Here is a 16,574-nt window from a genome sequence, read left to right as displayed (position 1 = left end):
ACACCGTGCCCGTCACTTACGACTCCATCCGCGCCGCCTCGTGGCAACCCGTCTCGCCGGACGCCACCGTAGTGGGCCGCTACCGCGCGCTGCGCTTCCCTGAGAACTGGCGCGACGCGATCCTCGCGCTCTGCGACCTGGGCCGCCCCGAAGGGGCCGAGCCCTACCGCACGGTGCCCACTCGCCGCTTCGAGCAGGTGATCCAGGCCTTCGCCCCCGACCTCCTGGTGTTGCCCCGTCCGTCGGAGCACTGGCTGTACGTGCCCGAGGAGGTCACAGACCCGCTGCCTGACCCTGTCTTCCGTGCGCTGCTGGACCGCTGGCTCGGCGACCTGCGACCGGAGGCGGAGCACCGTGCCTTCCTCAAGGACGTCCGCGCCGAGCTGGCGGCGTCCCCGCCCGTCTGGGAACCGGTCGAAGCCGAGCTGCTCCGCTGCCCCACGACCCCGATCGGCGGCACGGCCGCGCCCCTCGCGCACCAATTCCCGCTCAGCACCGACTGGCTGGCAAGGCGCGTCCTGGCGCTGGGGCCGTACGAGCACGCCGCCGGCCGGCTCCATTTTCGCGCCGTACCTCGCGGCCTCAAAGACAAGGGCACCGAACTGGTCTCTCAACCGCTTCCGGCGCCGTCCGGTACACGTACCTGGTGGTATTCGGTCGTTCTCAACATCACCCTGCACACCGTTCCCTTCGACCCTCTCCCCCGTTTTCATCTGCACTTCAGCATCCGCCGCTGGGCGACCCGGGTCAGTTCGACAACCGGCAGGGTCCACCTGCCGTACCGGCGCAGGACGACCGTGCTGTTGCGGCCACGGGTGCCGTACCTGCCGGGCGCCCCGCGCAGTGAGCGGTACGCGCTGGCCAAGGTGGAACGCCGCTGGGACAAGGAGCAAGGAGAGTGGGCCGCCGGCTGGGTGAACGGCGGACCGACCGGCATCCTGCGCGGGATCTCGCTGGCCGAGCCTTTCCCCGGCGTGGACGACATCCTCGCCGATCCGGAGGGGTGGGTGAACCAGGGGCTGCGCGCGGGCATCGTCTACAGCACGGCCATGGGCAGCCACCAGGTCAAGGCGGGCCTGATGTCGCATCAGCGTTCTGAGCTCACCGCATGGGCTGAGCAGGCCCTCCCTCCTGAGGTGCGCGCGACCTCCACATTGGTCCGCACGCGACGGGCGCGGTCTGCCAAGCCCCTCAACGCTCCTCCCACCGTGAAAAAGGAGAACAAACCTCAAGAAGACGCCCGCAGGGCGGAGGAACGGCGGGTAGGCGCAGCCTTCGCGATGTCCTTGCTGACCTCGGAGGTCGAGGGGGGAACGCTTCCCACGCTGGAGGCACGGCTTCTCTGGCAGACCCGTGAACTACGCGAGGCCGCGATCGCAGGACTCGTCGAACGCCTCGGGTTGAAGGGCGAGGGCGGCATCTTCACCGAGACGCAGTACGAGGCCGCACGCCCCGGCGACCCGGTGACCCTTGAGTGGCAGTCCGCCGAGCTCACCGTGCGGCTGCACTGCGTCAAGCTGACGGCCGGCCTCGGAGAAGGGCTCGCGCTGGCGCCGAAGGGAAAGCTCCGGACCTCCTCGGCGATCGGCGCGGCCATCCGCGACCGGCGGACCAGCGCCCGCTCCTGGCTGGCCGACGACATCACGGGCACGGCTCCCACACTGGCGCTGGTGGAACTCGACCGCAGGGCCGACTTCGAGACCGGCGACCACGACCCCAAGTTCGCGCTCAGGCTCGGCTTCGCAGACGCCGGCGCGGTCACCCAGTTCGTGTCGGTGCCCAAGAAGGCCGGACGATACGACTCTGTGAAGAACCTCGGTCACCGCGTTTCGATGGCCTGGGACGACGGCCTGCGACAGCTTGGCATCCGGGTGCACCCCGAGCACGGCCTTGGCGAGACGCTGCCCGTCGGCCTGCGGTACGCCGCGGTCTGGCTCGTCAGGAAGAATCGCACGCCACACAGTCGGTGGGCGGCGTACGTCCCGATCGCTGTGCTCGTGACTCCGCAACGATCGGGCAGCGGCATCGCCGGTGTCCAGGGTTGGGACCCCGAGGCGAACGCATGGGTCCCGTATCCCGCGTTGCTGCTGAAGCTGACCCGGCTCGCGGAGGTCGCCGTGCCCGGCACCGAGAACAGCGCACCCAGCAACTACTACCGCGCCATGGACGAGCAGCGGCGTGACACGGAGGAGTGGCTGCAGAAGATGCTGCGCTCCCTGCGCGGCGCCCCCACGCTGCTCCTCGCCCACGGGCAGAACGCCCGTTCGCAATGGACGTGGCTTCAGGACGGCCATGTGGAACCGGACCGCATCCGCGACGGCCACGCGCCGGCTCGGCGGCTGCACCCGGACCTGCGGCTCGTCCGCGTGCGAACCGCGCAGGGCCGGGAGACACCTCAGTGGTGGGGCATCAGCCCGAAGGACGGGGCGAACGGACTGCCGTCCCACCTGTGGGTGCCGCAGGGCGACGGGACAAGCCGCGTCTTCTACAGCACCACCCCTAAGCCCGTCCAGTTCCAGACTTCGGCCATCAAGGCCGACAAATTGGCCCCTCGGCGCGCCGGCGAGGGCGAGAGCGATACCCGGATCGACACCAACATCCCCGGCTGGAATCCCGGGCTGGTGGAGATCGCCGTCCTCGGATGCCATCAGGACGACGGTGACGATCCGGAAGCGCTGGCGCTCGCCGTGCACCAGCTGCGTCAACCGCCGGACTACCCACAGGCCCTCACTCTTCCCCTGCCACTACACCTGGCGGGGCTTGGCCAGGAATACGTCCTGCCGACGCTCACGGAGGAAGTCGAGGATGAGGCTTCCGCTGTCGAGGACCCGCCGCGTTCGACGTAATTCGGGGGTTCTAGAGGATCCGGAGTGCTGAGCTTGCAGGTCAGGGGCCCGGCCGGGGGCGGGCAACCCGCCCCATTTTCACGCCCCAGTGACGTCCCGGAAGAGACAAGGAGACTCTTGTCACATGGATCTCACCCGTGCCACAGCATGAGCTAGATCACCCGCACACCATCCCCCTGGACGTGAACTTCCGAGGCGCCAGAGCAACCGACGCCTCCGCCGCCGAACGCGCCATGTCAGCGTTCCGCCACCGGTGACCGTGACCTGGACGGTGGAGGCCGATCAGGGTTGCTGGATCTCCTTGAACTGCTCTGTTGTGTCTGTGCGCCGTTCCGTCCGGCTCGCACAGGAGGGACGACGGGACCTTCCTGCGGTCTTCCACGTGCCGCACGGTCCGAGACGCTCGTTGGTCACACAGCCCTCGCGTAGACACATTCCGATATAGGCATATGATGGCGGCATGGCACGAGCGGCGACGACCTCGGACGCGTTCAACGCGATCGCCGAGCCGCAGCGGCGGGAGATCCTGGTGCTGCTGCGGGGCGGCGAGCGGCCCGTGACCGAACTGGCGCGGGACCTGGGGATGAGCCAGCCACAGGCGTCCAAGCACCTGCGGGTGCTCCGCGAGGTCGGGCTGGTGCGGGTCCGCGGGGCGGGCAAGCAGCGGCTGTACGGCCTGGACCCCCGCGGGCTGCGGCCGGTCCACGAGTGGGTGGGCGGCTTCGAGAAATTCTGGAACGAGACCTTCGACCGACTGGACGAGTACGTGCGAGATCTGGAACAGGGCAAGGCAGGAGAAACCACCGAATGACGACGACCAGTGGCGGCGGCGAGCCTGACCACACGACCGCGGACCGCGAGATCGTGGTCTCCCGGGCCATCGGCGCCCCACGGGAGCTGGTGTTCGAGGCGTTCACGCAGGTCCGGCACCTGTCGCGATGGTGGGGACCGGAAGGATTCACGACCACGACGCGGTCCTTCGAGTTCCGCGTCGGCGGGGCCTGGGACTTCGTGATGCACGGGCCGGACGGGACCGACTACCAGGAGTGGATCACCTGGACCGAGATCGCGCCGCCGGAGCGGATCGCGCTGGAGCACGGCGAGTCCCGCGACGACCCCAACTCCTTCGAGTCGGTTTTGACCTTCGAGTCGACCGGCGAGGAGACCCGGATCGTGATGCGCACGGTGTTCCCCAACAAGGAACTCCGTGAGGAGGCGGTGGAGAAATACCACGCGATCGAGGGCGGCGAGCAGACCCTGCGCAACCTGGCGGCCTACGTCGCCGAACTCACCTGGAACGAGACCACACCGAAGGGAGCGGAGGGCTGATGGCCGGGAAGGTGTTCTTCAGCGTGACGATGTCGCTCGACGGCTTCATGGCGCCGGAAGCCGTGCCCGTCGAGCTCGTCTTCTCGCCCGAAGGTCAGAGCGACCCGAGGGTCCAGCGCTGGATGACGAAGTGGTCGGAGCTGCAGGCGTGGGCGTTCCCGCAGCGGTGGATCAGGGAGAACCTCAAGCTCGGCGAGGGCGGCGAGGAAGGACTCGACAACGACATCGCACGGGCGACGTACGAGCGCACCGGCGTGAGCGTCATGGGCAAGCGGATGTTCGACGCCGGCGAGCTGGCATGGCCGGAGGAGGCGCCGTTCCACACCCCGGTGTTCGTCCTCACCCACACCAGGCGGGACCCGTGGGAACGGCCGGGCGGCACCACCTTCCACTTCGTCAACGACGGCATCTCCAGCGCCCTCGACCAGGCCCGCGAGGCCGCCGGCGACCGCGACGTCCGCATCGCCGGCGGCGCCGAGACAATCCAGGAGTACCTGGACAGCGGCCTGATCGACGAGTTCTCGATCACCCTCGCGCCCGTGCTGTTCGGCACCGGCATCCGCCTGTTCGACCGCGTGGACCCGGCCCACCTCACCCTCGACCAGACCCGCTCGGACGCATCATCCCGGGTGACCCACCTGACCTACACCGTCGGGAAGCGGTAACCGGCGCACCACCCCGCGGCCCCGGTCGCGCGGGGTGGGGCGCCGGCCCAGCCGAGTACGGGCACCGCTGCGCCCCTGCGGATACTTGTCTGAATTCCGTCCCGCAGTCCGTGATGGTCTATGCCTGAAGATGATCACACTCCGCGATCGACCAGCACCGGAATGCATAGGGAATGAATGCTTACCGCCAGTGGTGATTCCCCGGGTTAGCGTCCACAGGAGCGGTGCGCACCATGGTTCGCGAGTTCGCGCAGCGGATGATTACCGCCGAGCTCGATGAGCTGGTGGTCTCCTTCCGGTCCCGACCCTTGGATGGCGGGCCGTACACCTTCGTGTGGATCGACGCGCTCACCCAGAAGATGCGCTCGGGCCGCCGGGCCGTGAAGGATGTGCGCCGTCGGACCGACATGTGGTCGGCAAGGTAGGCAGGCGCAAGTTGCTCCTCCACGCGGTCCCTGCTCATCCGCCCTCAGCCGCTGTGTCAGGCAGGGCGGAGAAGAGCAACCAGGAAGCTCGAGTCGTCCCCGAACGGACGCAGGTCCCAGGAGGACAGCAGCAGGTCGGGTTCGAGCGCGCTGGCTGCCGCATCCGCAAAGAACTCGCTGAACTCGTAGCCGCGGCCGGCGCCGAAGCCGATCGCGGCCCGGCCCTCCTGCGTGAGGTGCGCGCGGAACCGTCTCAGCACCTCACGACGGGTGCTCGGCGCGAGGAACGTCATCACGTTCCCGGCGCAGACGATGGCATCGAACGGCGTGGTGATGCCTTGCGCAGGAAGGTCGAGTTCGGCCAGGTCGCCGACCATCCAGCGCGGCCCGGGGTGATCCTGCTCGGCGGCCTCGATCAGAGCCGGGTCGACATCGACGCCGACGATGTCGTGGCCGGCCTCGGCCAACATGCCGCCGACCCGGCCGGATCCGCAGCCGGCGTCGAGGATGCGGGCGCGGCGCGGCACCATGGCGTCCATGAGGCGGGCCTCCCCGGCGAGGTCGTCACCGGCGCGAGACATGGAACGGAAGCGCTCAATGAACCAGGTGGAGTGACCGGGGTCGGCCGCGACCTTCTGCATCCAGATGCTCTGTTCAACCATGCCTGCATTCTCCCTGAGCGGAGGGGGCGATCGGCGTCCGCCGATCGCCCCCTCCGCCTGCTCAATAATCGTGAGCGACGGTCCAACCTGGTCGACGCCCTAACGCCCAGCGGACGTCACCGCCCGTACGCAGGATCGCGTACACGCGAAGGCCGCACCCAGGGTGACGACCCAGCGGCGTCCGCCCTCCCATCATGAACCCATCGGCTCTCGAAGGGCCCGGCGGCTCATCGAGATTCAAGATCAGAGCGCTGCGTATCCGGCGCTCATCGACAAGGAGGGAACACGATGTCCAAACGCTCCACCATCGCAGTTGCGATCGGAACACTGGCTGCGGCACTCGTCGGCCCGGGCATTGCCGCGACCGCAACCCCCGCCTCAGCCACAGCGATCTCGCACAGCCAGGTCAGTGAAGTCGGCTCCACGCCTGCTGCGCCTCTCGCGACCTGTAACTACTTGGTGTGGCCGGTGCAAGGAATCAACGTCCACGCCGACAAGGACAGAAGCTCGGCCATACTCCGACACTTCAAGCAGAACACAGTGCTCTACGGACTCAGCTGTGACAACTCGAAGGGAGGCGCTTACGCAAGCTGCGGTTCGGACATTCTCTGGAAGTCCTACGGCGTCGGCTGGCTCCCGACGAAGTGCCTTACGCGCGTTTGATCGGCGCCGGCTACGCACGCCAGCGCGTGGGCGCCGAGAAAACGAGAGGCGCGCGGCGCGGAGGGCGGCGATGACCGCGCGATGAAGGCCAGGGCCGTGGCTAGATCCTCACTCGTACAGCCGCTGGCGATCGTGTCATCCGGCGCGTGCGCGGCAAGCTCGGCACCGAACGCGTCGCGACGGGCGACCAGGCTCCGAATCCGCCGCCCGCCGGCGCGATCGTCGGCCGGCCCGAGCACCAGCGCGGATACCGATGATCGCAGGTACGACCGGTCGGGGCAGTCGAGCACGGCGATCCCGGTGGCCGCCGTCCGCTCGATGACCACGGCGACGGCCTCGTGCCGGCCGGGATCGTCCGCCCCCGGGATCCACGCAGACCACGACCATGGCGTCGGCCCGCCCGGAGTCGATGAACAGCCCGGCGACCGCCAGCGGCGGCAGTCCGCAGTCGGCCGGCAGGCACAGCTCAGGGCCACGGTGCCGAGCATCGCGGCCACGTCCTGTGCCAGGCCGCCGGATACGAAGCGCGACGCGGCGAGCAGAACATCCAACCGGCGGGACCCTTCACAGCAGGGGAATTTCGTGATCGTCGACAGCGATGATCGGCTTTCCGGCCGAGTGGACACGTCGGCCTCGCCGAGACCAAGCAGGGCGTAAGGCCGGCCGCAGCCCGTTCACAGCGCAGGCTGAAGGATCGATGGGCTGCATCACCTGTGCGATGACCGCTGAAGACGAAGACGCAGGCCCACCGGAGGATCGGCGAGCCTGCCCGGGTTCGGTGGGTCAGGTGGTGGCCTCGCCGGTTTGGGTCGGCAGGGTGATCAGTGGATCGTGCCGTGACAATCTCAGGGCTGGGCCAGGCATGGAGCGTCGACAATTCCCACGGAGAGTTCCTTGCCTGAAGCACCCAGTACGCGGATGGCGCTGGTGTCCCCGGAATAGGCCACCTCGGCCGCGGAGTCACAGATCTTCTTGGCCGCACCCGACTCCTCGTCACCGAGGCTGGTCTCGATCGACAGAGAGGTGCACTGGCCTTCCACCGTGACCGAGCGGATCTGCGCCTGCCGTACCTTCTTCTTGACCTTCTCGACGCTCCCGCCGCAGGGATCCTGTCCGGCCACGCTCTGGTCGTCCGAAGAGGACAGGCTCTGCGGCGGCACGCCGGAGCCGTCCTGACCGCAGCCGGTCAGGACGAGCAGGGCAGCGGCAAGCAGGGTAGCGGCGAGCAGGATCTTGCCGGCGTTCGGCGTCATCGCGCGGTCACCGACACTGTCCAGCCGTGCTTGCAGCCGGATCTGAAGGTCCGGCGACCGATCCGGGCCAAGGCTGCCTCTCCACCTGCCAGTGCTCCTGCTGCTGATGCCTGGCATCTCCTGCGGCACTCCGAACGGCATGACAACCACCTTCAATAGAGCAGCACTCTATCCAATAGAGCACTACACTACCTACGTGGCTGTCAAGAGGAAGTCCAGTCAGCGCGCAGGGATCACGTCGAGGCTCGCCCACCCCGGTGCGCCCGTGTTACATGATTTCGGCAGCTATCAGGATCCGGCGCTGGGGAGCCGCCTGCTCATGGTGATGCAGTTCGTCGAGGGCACGGGGGTCGACGACGTCGTCGCCGAGCACGGGCCTCTCCCGCTGGGATGGATCGCGTCCATCGGCGCCCAGGTGGCGGCCGTGCTGACGGCGGCGCACGAGCTCGGCATCCTGCACCGCGACCTGAAGCCGCCCAACCGCCGCCCGGCCTGATTCGCAGACCTTCTTCACCAGGACCTGCATTTAACGAACAGGCACGACCTCCGAGATCATGAGGTTCTCGACGCCAAATGATCAGAGAAGACCGTGCCTGCCCCCTTATCATCGCCGATCATCCCTGCCCTGGACTGCGCAACCTCGCCATCGGCGCGCTACGCCTGACCGGCGCGACCGGTGTGCCCCAGGACCTCAGGCACGTGTCCCTCTCTTGCCGAAATGTCGGTGAAGCCGACCGAGTCGCCGCGGCCTCATCGCGACGGTCATGCCCGGGTCATCTCCAGCGCGATATCGACGAGCATGTCCTCCTGCCCGCCGACCAGCCCACGCCGACCGGCCTCGATGAGCAGGGTGCGGGGGTCGAGACCGGCCGCGGCCGCCGCGGTCTCGGCATGACGCAGGAAGCTGGAGTAGACGCCGGCGAACCCGAGTGTGAGCGTCTCCCGATCCACCCGCACCGGGCGGTCCTGCAGCGGGCGCACGAGGTCGTCGGCCGCGTCCTCCAGCGCCGTCAGGTCGCAGCCCACGTCCCAGCCGAGCAGGGTGGCGACGGCGACGAACGGCTCGATGGGGCAGTTCCCGGCACCCGCGCCCTGACCGGCCAGCGACGCATCGACCCGATACACGCCTTCCTCGACCGCAGCCAGGGAGTTGGCGACCGACAGCGACAGATTCTCGTGGGCGTGGATGCCGATCTGGGTGCCGTCGGTGAGGACGTCGCGGTAGGCGCGCACCCGCTGGCGCACGTCCTCGGTGGTCAGTCGGCCGGCGGAGTCGGTGATGTAGACGCAGTGCGCGCCGTAGGACTCCATGAGCCGCGCCTGCCGGGCCAATTCGGCGGGCTCCAGCATGTGGCTCATCATGAGGAAGCCGGAGACGTCCATGCCGAGTTCCCGCGCCGCCGCGATGTGCTGCGCGGCGACGTCCGCCTCGGTGCAGTGCGTGGCGACCCGCACGGAGCCGACGCCACGGGCGGATGCCTCGCGCAGGTCGGCGACGGTTCCGACGCCGGGCAGCAACAGCGTCGTGATGACCGCCCGGCTCGTCGCGGCGACCGCCGCGTCGATCCACTCCCAGTCGGTGTTGCTGGCCGGGCCGTAGGTGAGGCTGGACCCGGCGAGCCCGTCGCCGTGCGTCACCTCGATCGCGGCGACACCCGCCCGATCCAGCGCCGCCACGATCGCGCCGACCTTCGCGGGGCTGATGCGGTGCCGGATGGCGTGCATGCCGTCGCGCAGAGTCACGTCCTGAAGATAGATCTCCGGCCCGGTCATGCCGCCACCTCCGATGCCGCCGCGACGCGCTCGGCGACGCGGATGGCCGCCGAGGTCATGATGTCGAGATTGCCGGCGTACGCGGGCAGGTAGTGGGCCCGGCCTTCAACCTCGAGGAAGACGCTGACCTTCCACCTGACATCGTCGTCGCCGTCCAGCAGGATGCGGACATCGTTTCGGTACTTATGTTGTCAACCCCGGCCGGTCCGGTCCTGGATCACACCATCCGCGGATCGCCGGACGAACGCGACCGCGACTGCTCCTCCAACAGGTCCGACGCCCCGCTCGTCGCCGGCCCGTCGTACGAGGCAGCGCGAACCACGAGTCCGGGTGTGCGGACGATCTGTTCGCCCCAGAGCGCTTCGGGAGAGTACGGCCACGTGGAAGGCGACCTCGATCCCATCGGACAGGAGCTTGACAGCTTCGGCCAGGTCGTCGGCGGTCACCGCCACGGCGTCAGTGTCGAGTCAGGGAAAGATATGCCTCGGCAGCTGAGCAGGAAGGCCAGGTCGAACAGGTGTCGCTGGGGATCGCGCGAATCCGCTACGGCGGCGCGAGCTTTGATGACGAGGGCGCCTCCCAGATCGGGCATCGGAACCCGGCCCTGCGCGGAGCCGAACATGACGGGCATGACGCCTGTGCTTTGCAGCGCACGCCATCCGCCATCGACCTCGACGGCGTCCTTGCCCGCGATCCGCAAGGGAAGAAGATGCCGGGGCGGATGGTCCGGCGCGACGATATCGATGACTAGCTTGTCCTGCGTGAAACGGTGCAGTCGCCTACCGTCCGAGGTAGGAGCAGGAGTGAAACCCAGCGAACGGACATGAGTGGCGCACGTGGCAAGACTGGACGGCCTCAGTACGAGGTTTGCGATGACGTCCAGGTCCGATGAGAAACGTATAGGGGTCCTGCCCAGAGCCAAGCCGTGAAGCGCCACCATCTGGCCTCCGATGAGCGCCCACGCATGCTCTTCCAGCACCCTCGACAGATTCAACATGGTCGGCCACAGACGGTTGTCGGGCAGACTGACCTGGCCGAGATCCACGGGTCGGTTCCTGAGACGAGGGAGCTCGATTTCAGTCACGGGGGGTGGCTTCCAGGAGTTGATTGATGATCTGGAGGGCGGTCCGGCGGGAGCGCGGATCGCCGCTGTCGAGGAGATCCACGGCGACCACCGCGACCGGCATGACCTCACGATCGATGACTACAGGGAGGTTATTCTCGGTTACCGAGGGCAACCGTAGCACCAGGTTTCCCGATGGACTGGAGACGAGGTGGAACTCCTTCTGCAACAGCCGCCAGGTGCGGTCACCGAGATAAGCCTCTGCCTCCTCCGCCGCGATGAGGTCGAGCCCATGCCGAGCGGTCGCAGAAACTCCGGAAGGGACGACACCGTCCCACCGCAAGATTTCATCCAGGTAGGCGGGCCGGACGCGGACCCGGCGCACGACGGCACGAGCCTTCGCCAGCCCGTCCCAGTTCTCTGCCGGGTTCCGGGCGATCAGCCGCTTGAGTTTGTAGCGTTGCTGCGGCGACATCCCCAGGGCCCTGGTGAGCCCGCTCCAGTCGACCGTCCCCAGATCAGTGAGCAGTGCCGCCCACGCGGACAAGGGGGCCAACGGCCGACCCGGCCGTCGCCAGTTCGTCGCCAGAAGCCGCTGGACGGAGGCAGGATCAATGAGCCGAGTGCGACCGGCCATTCGATAGGCCAGATTGCCCGACCTGGCCATGGCATTGACACGCCCGGCCGTGACCCCGAGCAGGCCCGCCGCCTCATTATTGGTTAGCCAGTCCTCAGCCATATCCTCAACTATAACCGTGCGGTGCTAGTTGAGGATATGCCGGTCCAGCAGGCCGACAGCTTCGAGCATCCACTGACGGCATGCCTGACCCCGACATGGTTGACCACGACGAGGCGAAGCATCTATTGTCATTCACAGCAAATAAGTGGCTGTGTATCGGGGTCACAGTCTCCGCTCATGGCGGTCCGCTTCTCTCCGCGAGCCTAGTGACGCGGGTCGCACAGGGTGATACATCGATTCGACATGCCCGCCGTGGATCGCTCCAACAACGGGTATCGATTCCTTCCCCGGAGGGCATATGAGCACGGTCGAGCGAAACGCGGTGATCGCTGAGGAACAGCTGGCCGTGGATCACATCTACGACTGCGTGGACCAGGACCATAAGGCAGTCGAGAGCTTCCGCCTGGGCAACTTGGGGGACTGCCCGGATGCAGGGCTGGCATCTCACCCGGACCTGCCGAAAGAGTACGGACGCCGCGAAGACCTCGGCCATCAACCCCTGGTGATCGCGCGGATCGATCTGATCGAGGACCCTGACGACAGACTCACCTGGTACATCGGCCGGGGCACGGTACGCGACCGCCAGGGCGACCTGGCGCTGGTGAAATGGACCTCCAAGACGGCGACCGCCTGGCGGCTGGCCGGCCCTGACAATCCCGGCGACGTGCGACGGCAGCGTCAGCTCCGATGCGAAGGCCCCAAGGTTCTCGACTACAGCGACACCGAGATCCAGGTGATCACTGCCAAGGGTGAGACGGTCCTGGCCCCCGTGATCGAGGACGAGCCCGATCCCTTCCTCCTCGCCGACCTGGACCTCGCCCGCGACGGCGTCATGCGCGACATCGTCGAGACGATCCAGCGCCACCAACTCCGGCTGGTGGCCGACAATCGGAAGGGCCTGCTCGTCATCCAAGGCGGACCGGGCACCGGCAAGACCGCGGTCGGCCTGCATCGCGTCACCTGGCTGCTGGACAACGAGCACTTCACCGCCGACCAAGTGCTCGTCATCGGCCCGCACAAGGCATTCCTGCAGTACGTACGGGACGTCCTGCCTCGTCTGGGCACCCGTGGCGTGGCCACTGTGGACATCGCGGCCCTGTGGCCCGGCGACGTCCGCGGGGCCGACCCGATCACCGCCCGCCTGGTCAAGTCGGACGAGCGGATGGCCAGGGTCCTCCACAACGCGGTCGTGAACCTCATCCGAGAGGATCTCGCCACTGAGGAGGGGTTCAACTTCCGCGGGGCGCGCCTGGACATCGACAAGGCGGAGCTCGTCCGGCTGATGTCGGCAGCCCGCGAGGCCAAGGGTTCCTACCTGGTACGGCGCCGCCGCTTCATCGACACCACGATCGACTGGTTGATGACCCAGTACTCGGAGCTGACCCGGGTCAAGAACACCGACGGCCGGCTCCGCGCACAACTGGAGAAAGTCGCAGCTGTTTCCGCGCTCTTCAACCGCGTCTGGCCGTCGGCCAGCGCCGAGCAGGTCTTCCGGCACCTGCTCGCCGACAGGGACAGCCTCGAGGCTGCCGCGTTCGGCGTGCTCACCCTCGACGAGCAGGATGCGCTTGTCCGTCCACAGGCCAGACGTCTCTCGGAAGAACCCTGGTCCGCCGAGGACCTCGTCTGCCTGGAGGAACTCCGCTGGCTTCTGACCGGGGAGAACGAGCGTCGCTACCAGCACCTGATCATCGACGAAGCCCAGGACTTGACGCCCATGCAGGCCAAGTCGCTGGCTCGCTGGTGCCCGTCCGGTTCGATGACGGTCCTCGGGGATCTGGCGCAGACCACGGGCGTCCGCCAGTACGACGTATGGGAGCGCCTGGCGGACATCATGGCCGGTCCCGAAGGCTGGCACATCGCGGCACTGGGTGTCGGCTACCGGGTGCCCGCCGACGTCATGAAGTTCGCCGCGATGCTCGGTACGAAGATCTCGCCCTCCACAGCGATCCCGGCCTCCGTGCGACCGCCATCGGCCGACGCCTTGGAGGTCACATCGGTCTCCAGGCAGCGGATCGTCGCCGAGACGGTCAGCCGTGCCCAGCGACTGGCCATGAAGGATGGCGATCAGGCACGTTCCGTCGCGGTTCTGACGCCGCCGAGCAACGAACTCCACGCCGAGATCGCCGATCGGATCGCCGCCGCCCAGGAGTCCGCCTTGCCGGGGATCGGGCAACAGATCACTGTCATGCCGGCCCACACCGCCAAGGGGCTGGAGTTCGACCATGTCGTGGTCGTCGAGCCGCACCTGTTCGCCGAGCAGAACTCCGCGGGCCTTCGGCAGCTCTACGTCGCTCTCACTCGGTGCACGCAGTCCTTGACGGTGCTCCACTCGTCCCCGTTGCCCGCCGAACTCGGCGGGCCGGTCAAGGCGCCCGTGGCCGCCGTCGAGAAAGCCCAGGTCGCTCCTCCGCCCGCGGGCGAGCGGTTCGCCGACGGCGACGAGTTCCGGGTCTCCCTCAAGGAGCGCGCGGGTACCGATCGTCAGCAGGCCGCGCACGCCCGGCTCAAGCACATGCTCGCCGCCGAGCTGTACGGAAACGAACGCGCGCCCCAGTTGGACACCGACTTCGCCGACATCGTGTGCGAGGGGGCGGATGGGCTCGGCTTCTACGTGATCTCCATGCAGGACGCCGACACCTACGCCGAGCTGCGTGCCCTGGCTCCTCAGCTCCTGGAAGCCGAATGGGCCAGTGATCAGGAGATCGACCGCCTCTTCCTGGTGCTGCCGAAGGAGCCACAGGACCTGTGGGCGGTCGAGGTCGTCAAGCGGCTCTTCGACGTCTCGATCATCTGGAAGACCGAGATGGGTTGGGCCGGCCCTCTAGTGGACGCTGCGCTGGGCCTGTGAGCGGCAACGGCCGATCACACGCGCTCAGCCGATCACGCGGCTGGGCGTGTCGAGCCAGTAGCGCTGCTCCTGCGGACCGACCGTCATGCCGAACCGGTCGCGGCGGGGCTCGCCCCACCGCACCCACTGGAAGTAGGCGGCCACGACCTCGTCCCACACCGGCCGGTCGCTCAGCTGGTACAGCGTGTACTCGGTCTTCCCTTCCTCCCAGATGACCAGGGCTTTCTCCCATGCCCTGGTGGTGCTGGACACCCAGGCCAGGAAGCGGCCCGGCTCGGTGCGCGTGTCCAGCCGCAGCCCTGTCAGCGCGGCGATCGTCAGCCTCGCGCCGGGCGGCGCTCCGGCGATCATGCGAGGGTCGACGCGGGTGGTGCTCTCCCGCAGCTGCACCTCTTCCGGGTCCGGCAGATAGACGGGACGCTGAGACCGCAGGGCCATGTAGTCGGCGTACTCGCGAAAGCGGCCCTGCGCGGTGCCATCCGCCAGCACGACCAGGCGCAGCACATGCCCGTCACCGACCCCCGTGTGCATGGGGGTCACGATCACGGCTCCGGGCCGGCACTGCTGGATCCAGGCATGCGGCACCGTCCGCACCGCGCAGGTGGCGTGCACACGGTCGAACGGCCCGCGCTCGGCGACCCCTTCGGCACCGTCACCGACGACCAGGTGCGGCCGCAGGCCCGCCTCGGCGAGATTCTTCGCCGCCGCCTCGGCGAGGACCGGGTCGACCTCCACCGAGGTGATGTTCTGCTCTCCGGCCAGGTGGCAGAGCAGTGCGGCCGTCCAGCCCGTGCCCGTGCCGATCTCCAGGACCCGATCGCCCGGCTGAGGATCGAGGAGTTCGAGCAGGTCGGCGACCGTCGCCGGCGCGGACGACGACGAGCTGTAGTTGCCGTCCAGGGTGGCCAGGCCGGTCGCGCCGTCGTCGAGCTGGGTGACGATCGCCGTCTCGGTGTAGACGCTGGTCATCCACAGCCCGGGGTCGGTGTCCCGGTCGATCAGGAACGGCGGCCGGCCACCGTCGCCGTCGGCGGGGATCAGCGCCAGCGGCGGGACGTACGCGTGGCGCGGCACCGACCGCAGCGCGCGCTCGATCCGGCTGTCGACCGGGGCCCGCACCTCTTCGATGCGGGCGATCATCGCGTCCAGCAGGGGGCCGAGCTCGGTCACTTCTTGCCGCCGTCGGCCGGCTTCTCCCGGGATCCGCCTCCCTGGCCCGCTCCGTCTTTCGACTGGTCCTTGCCGGGCTTGAACTCGTCGTAGCCGTGCTTCTTGCCGCCCTCGCGCTTACCACCCACAGCGATCTCCTTTCGCATGTGATTGCCCAGCGTGACCGTAAAGGCACCGAACGGTATCGGGCAAGCGACCTTGGGGAGACGGTGTGCTATCCCAGGTTCCAGAGGGTGGCTGTGGACAAAAGCAGACGATCCCTCTGACTGGATAGAGAACGGAAAGTCATCATTCGCAGAACCCGGGATAGCTGCACCCTTCCGAAATGGAGACCTTGACCAAATAAATCCCTCGGTTGAAGCTTGAGGCCAGAAATGACCGACCTCGGCTCTGGAGGCGTCATGGCCCTACGTTTCATCGGCATCGATCCTGACACGGCGGGCGGCAACTGCCCTTCCGTGTGGGTCGACGAGGTCTCAGGTGACCTGTTGTTTCAAGGCTGGGAGGTCACGGATCAGACTACGCTGAACGAAGTCGCAGCCGTGAGCCCGATCGCCGCACATGAGAAGATCGTGAGGCTGCCTGCTCGCATGCGAACAATCATCCAGGAGGCAAGTAGTGACGGAGCGGCCGACCTTCGATGAACTGTTCGCTGGATGCACCCGGTCAGCCGTGCATCTGGAGATGCGAGACATGTACACGCCCGATGACCCGGTGTATCTCGATTGGCAAGCCGGCGTCCATATCGACGCGGTCGAACGATGGCGTGAGTGGTATGACCTGGTCGTAGCCACTGTAGAGCGCGGCGTGGAGATGCGCCGCGCTCGTATCGTGTCGGAGCCGATCACCGACTTCATCCGGCATGAGTACGACCTGACGGCTGAGCTGAATATCGCCGCCGGTGAACAGGTGCGATGGCTGTCTCGGCGCGAGGCTTCCGATCTGGCGCTGCCGGGCAACGACTTCTGGGTATTTGATGATCGGCTGGTCAGGTTCGGGCATTTCTCGGGTGATGGCGCATACCTCTTCCAGGAGATCACCGAGGAGCCGGCCGTCGTGCGGCTCTGCGTCTCAGCCTTCGAATCCGTCTGGGATCGAGCTGTCGATCACAAGGACTACCGTCCGGCTTGAGGTA

The 16,574-nt window shown here is 67.6% G+C and carries 16 protein-coding genes and 1 pseudogene; 9 read left to right on the top strand and 8 right to left on the bottom strand.

What is annotated here, in order from left to right; all coding sequences use genetic code 11:
* Window positions 1-5: 5 nt before the first annotated feature.
* The 5 genes and pseudogenes from AB0I38_RS16350 to AB0I38_RS16330 all read left to right on the top strand — a co-directional run.
* A complete protein-coding gene (locus tag AB0I38_RS16350) occupies window positions 6-2,846 on the top strand; it encodes a pPIWI_RE module domain-containing protein (RefSeq protein ID WP_358467689.1) in 2,841 nt (946 codons plus the stop codon).
* Window positions 2,847-3,306: 460 nt separating this feature from the next.
* Entirely contained in the window at window positions 3,307-3,657 is a 351-nt protein-coding gene (locus AB0I38_RS16345) for an ArsR/SmtB family transcription factor (RefSeq protein ID WP_358467686.1), read from the top strand.
* Entirely contained in the window at window positions 3,654-4,175 is a 522-nt protein-coding gene (locus AB0I38_RS16340) for an SRPBCC family protein (protein ID WP_358467683.1), read from the top strand. The genes AB0I38_RS16345 and AB0I38_RS16340 overlap by 4 nt, the downstream gene beginning before the upstream one ends.
* Window positions 4,175-4,840: a dihydrofolate reductase family protein gene (locus AB0I38_RS16335; RefSeq protein WP_358467680.1), complete on the top strand. Its 666-nt coding sequence runs from the start codon at window positions 4,175-4,177 to the stop codon at window positions 4,838-4,840. Before AB0I38_RS16340 ends, AB0I38_RS16335 begins: the two co-directional genes overlap by 1 nt.
* A gap of 257 nt (window positions 4,841-5,097) precedes the next feature.
* Window positions 5,098-5,223: pseudogene (locus AB0I38_RS16330) on the top strand (transposase); the annotation flags it as partial.
* Between the two features lie 98 nt (window positions 5,224-5,321).
* Here the strand turns inward: AB0I38_RS16330 and AB0I38_RS16325 are convergent.
* The 3 genes from AB0I38_RS16325 to AB0I38_RS16315 all read right to left on the bottom strand — a co-directional run bounded on the left by AB0I38_RS16325 (window position 5,322) and on the right by AB0I38_RS16315 (window position 7,984).
* Complete coding sequence (locus tag AB0I38_RS16325; protein ID WP_358467677.1) at window positions 5,322-5,927, bottom strand: class I SAM-dependent methyltransferase; 606 nt, start codon at window positions 5,925-5,927, stop codon at window positions 5,322-5,324.
* A 617-nt stretch (window positions 5,928-6,544) separates the two neighbouring features.
* Complete coding sequence (locus AB0I38_RS16320) at window positions 6,545-7,141, bottom strand: hypothetical protein (RefSeq protein WP_358467674.1); 597 nt, start codon at window positions 7,139-7,141, stop codon at window positions 6,545-6,547.
* A gap of 294 nt (window positions 7,142-7,435) precedes the next feature.
* The gene (locus AB0I38_RS16315; protein ID WP_358467671.1) at window positions 7,436-7,984 is read right to left on the bottom strand and encodes a hypothetical protein; all 549 of its coding nucleotides are present in this window, start codon (window positions 7,982-7,984) and stop codon (window positions 7,436-7,438) included.
* A gap of 55 nt (window positions 7,985-8,039) precedes the next feature.
* Here AB0I38_RS16315 and AB0I38_RS16310 point away from each other — a divergent pair, with 55 nt between their 5' ends.
* Window positions 8,040-8,339 (top strand): protein kinase domain-containing protein, encoded by a 300-nt coding sequence (locus AB0I38_RS16310; protein WP_358467669.1) that lies wholly within the window; start codon window positions 8,040-8,042, stop codon window positions 8,337-8,339.
* A gap of 266 nt (window positions 8,340-8,605) precedes the next feature.
* Here AB0I38_RS16310 and dmpG read toward each other — a convergent pair whose 3' ends face one another.
* From dmpG to AB0I38_RS16290, 3 genes are all read right to left on the bottom strand, one after another.
* Complete coding sequence (gene dmpG / locus AB0I38_RS16305) at window positions 8,606-9,616, bottom strand: 4-hydroxy-2-oxovalerate aldolase (RefSeq protein ID WP_358467666.1); 1,011 nt, start codon at window positions 9,614-9,616, stop codon at window positions 8,606-8,608.
* 442 nt (window positions 9,617-10,058) lie between these two features.
* Window positions 10,059-10,661 carry a hypothetical protein gene (locus tag AB0I38_RS16295; protein ID WP_358467662.1) on the bottom strand — a complete coding sequence of 201 codons (603 nt, stop codon included), beginning with the start codon at window positions 10,659-10,661 and terminating at the stop codon, window positions 10,059-10,061.
* A 31-nt stretch (window positions 10,662-10,692) separates the two neighbouring features.
* Window positions 10,693-11,418 carry a helix-turn-helix domain-containing protein gene (locus AB0I38_RS16290; RefSeq protein ID WP_358467658.1) on the bottom strand — a complete coding sequence of 242 codons (726 nt, stop codon included), beginning with the start codon at window positions 11,416-11,418 and terminating at the stop codon, window positions 10,693-10,695.
* 298 nt (window positions 11,419-11,716) lie between these two features.
* On the opposite strand from AB0I38_RS16290, the gene AB0I38_RS16285 reads away from it, so the two are divergent.
* Complete coding sequence (locus tag AB0I38_RS16285; RefSeq protein WP_358467655.1) at window positions 11,717-14,269, top strand: HelD family protein; 2,553 nt, start codon at window positions 11,717-11,719, stop codon at window positions 14,267-14,269.
* Between the two features lie 24 nt (window positions 14,270-14,293).
* Here the strand turns inward: AB0I38_RS16285 and AB0I38_RS16280 are convergent, their stop codons facing one another.
* Together AB0I38_RS16280 and AB0I38_RS16275 are read right to left on the bottom strand one after the other, a co-directional pair.
* The gene (locus AB0I38_RS16280) at window positions 14,294-15,439 is read right to left on the bottom strand and encodes a methyltransferase domain-containing protein (RefSeq protein ID WP_358467653.1); all 1,146 of its coding nucleotides are present in this window, start codon (window positions 15,437-15,439) and stop codon (window positions 14,294-14,296) included.
* The gene (locus AB0I38_RS16275; protein ID WP_358467650.1) at window positions 15,436-15,567 is read right to left on the bottom strand and encodes a hypothetical protein; all 132 of its coding nucleotides are present in this window, start codon (window positions 15,565-15,567) and stop codon (window positions 15,436-15,438) included. The genes AB0I38_RS16280 and AB0I38_RS16275 overlap by 4 nt, the downstream gene beginning before the upstream one ends.
* 246 nt (window positions 15,568-15,813) lie before the next feature.
* Between AB0I38_RS16275 and AB0I38_RS16270 the strand changes: the two genes are divergently transcribed.
* Together AB0I38_RS16270 and AB0I38_RS16265 are read left to right on the top strand one after the other, a co-directional pair.
* Window positions 15,814-16,083: a hypothetical protein gene (locus AB0I38_RS16270; protein ID WP_358467647.1), complete on the top strand. Its 270-nt coding sequence runs from the start codon at window positions 15,814-15,816 to the stop codon at window positions 16,081-16,083.
* Window positions 16,058-16,570 carry a DUF6879 family protein gene (locus AB0I38_RS16265; RefSeq protein ID WP_358467644.1) on the top strand — a complete coding sequence of 171 codons (513 nt, stop codon included), beginning with the start codon at window positions 16,058-16,060 and terminating at the stop codon, window positions 16,568-16,570. Before AB0I38_RS16270 ends, AB0I38_RS16265 begins: the two co-directional genes overlap by 26 nt.
* Window positions 16,571-16,574 lie beyond the last annotated feature (4 nt).

Source organism: Nonomuraea cavernae (assembly GCF_040655715.1).
GTDB classification, from domain to species: domain Bacteria; phylum Actinomycetota; class Actinomycetes; order Streptosporangiales; family Streptosporangiaceae; genus Nonomuraea; species Nonomuraea cavernae_A.
The sequence above is the reverse complement of the archived record's forward strand: the minus strand, read 5'-3'. Positions and strand labels throughout refer to the sequence as shown.

Excerpts from the sequence above, each read along its gene's own strand:
- AB0I38_RS16325 (WP_358467677.1), bottom strand. The coding sequence starts at position 5,927 with ATGGTTGAACAGAGCATCTGGATGCAGAAGGTCGCGGCCGACCCCGGT.
- AB0I38_RS16285 (WP_358467655.1), top strand. The coding sequence starts at position 11,717 with ATGAGCACGGTCGAGCGAAACGCGGTGATCGCTGAGGAACAGCTGGCC.
- AB0I38_RS16290 (WP_358467658.1), bottom strand. The coding sequence starts at position 11,418 with ATGGCTGAGGACTGGCTAACCAATAATGAGGCGGCGGGCCTGCTCGGG.
- AB0I38_RS16335 (WP_358467680.1), top strand. The coding sequence starts at position 4,175 with ATGGCCGGGAAGGTGTTCTTCAGCGTGACGATGTCGCTCGACGGCTTC.
- AB0I38_RS16315 (WP_358467671.1), bottom strand. The coding sequence starts at position 7,984 with ATGCCGTTCGGAGTGCCGCAGGAGATGCCAGGCATCAGCAGCAGGAGC.
- AB0I38_RS16270 (WP_358467647.1), top strand. The coding sequence starts at position 15,814 with ATGACCGACCTCGGCTCTGGAGGCGTCATGGCCCTACGTTTCATCGGC.
- AB0I38_RS16345 (WP_358467686.1), top strand. The coding sequence starts at position 3,307 with ATGGCACGAGCGGCGACGACCTCGGACGCGTTCAACGCGATCGCCGAG.
- dmpG (WP_358467666.1), bottom strand. The coding sequence starts at position 9,616 with ATGACCGGGCCGGAGATCTATCTTCAGGACGTGACTCTGCGCGACGGC.
- AB0I38_RS16340 (WP_358467683.1), top strand. The coding sequence starts at position 3,654 with ATGACGACGACCAGTGGCGGCGGCGAGCCTGACCACACGACCGCGGAC.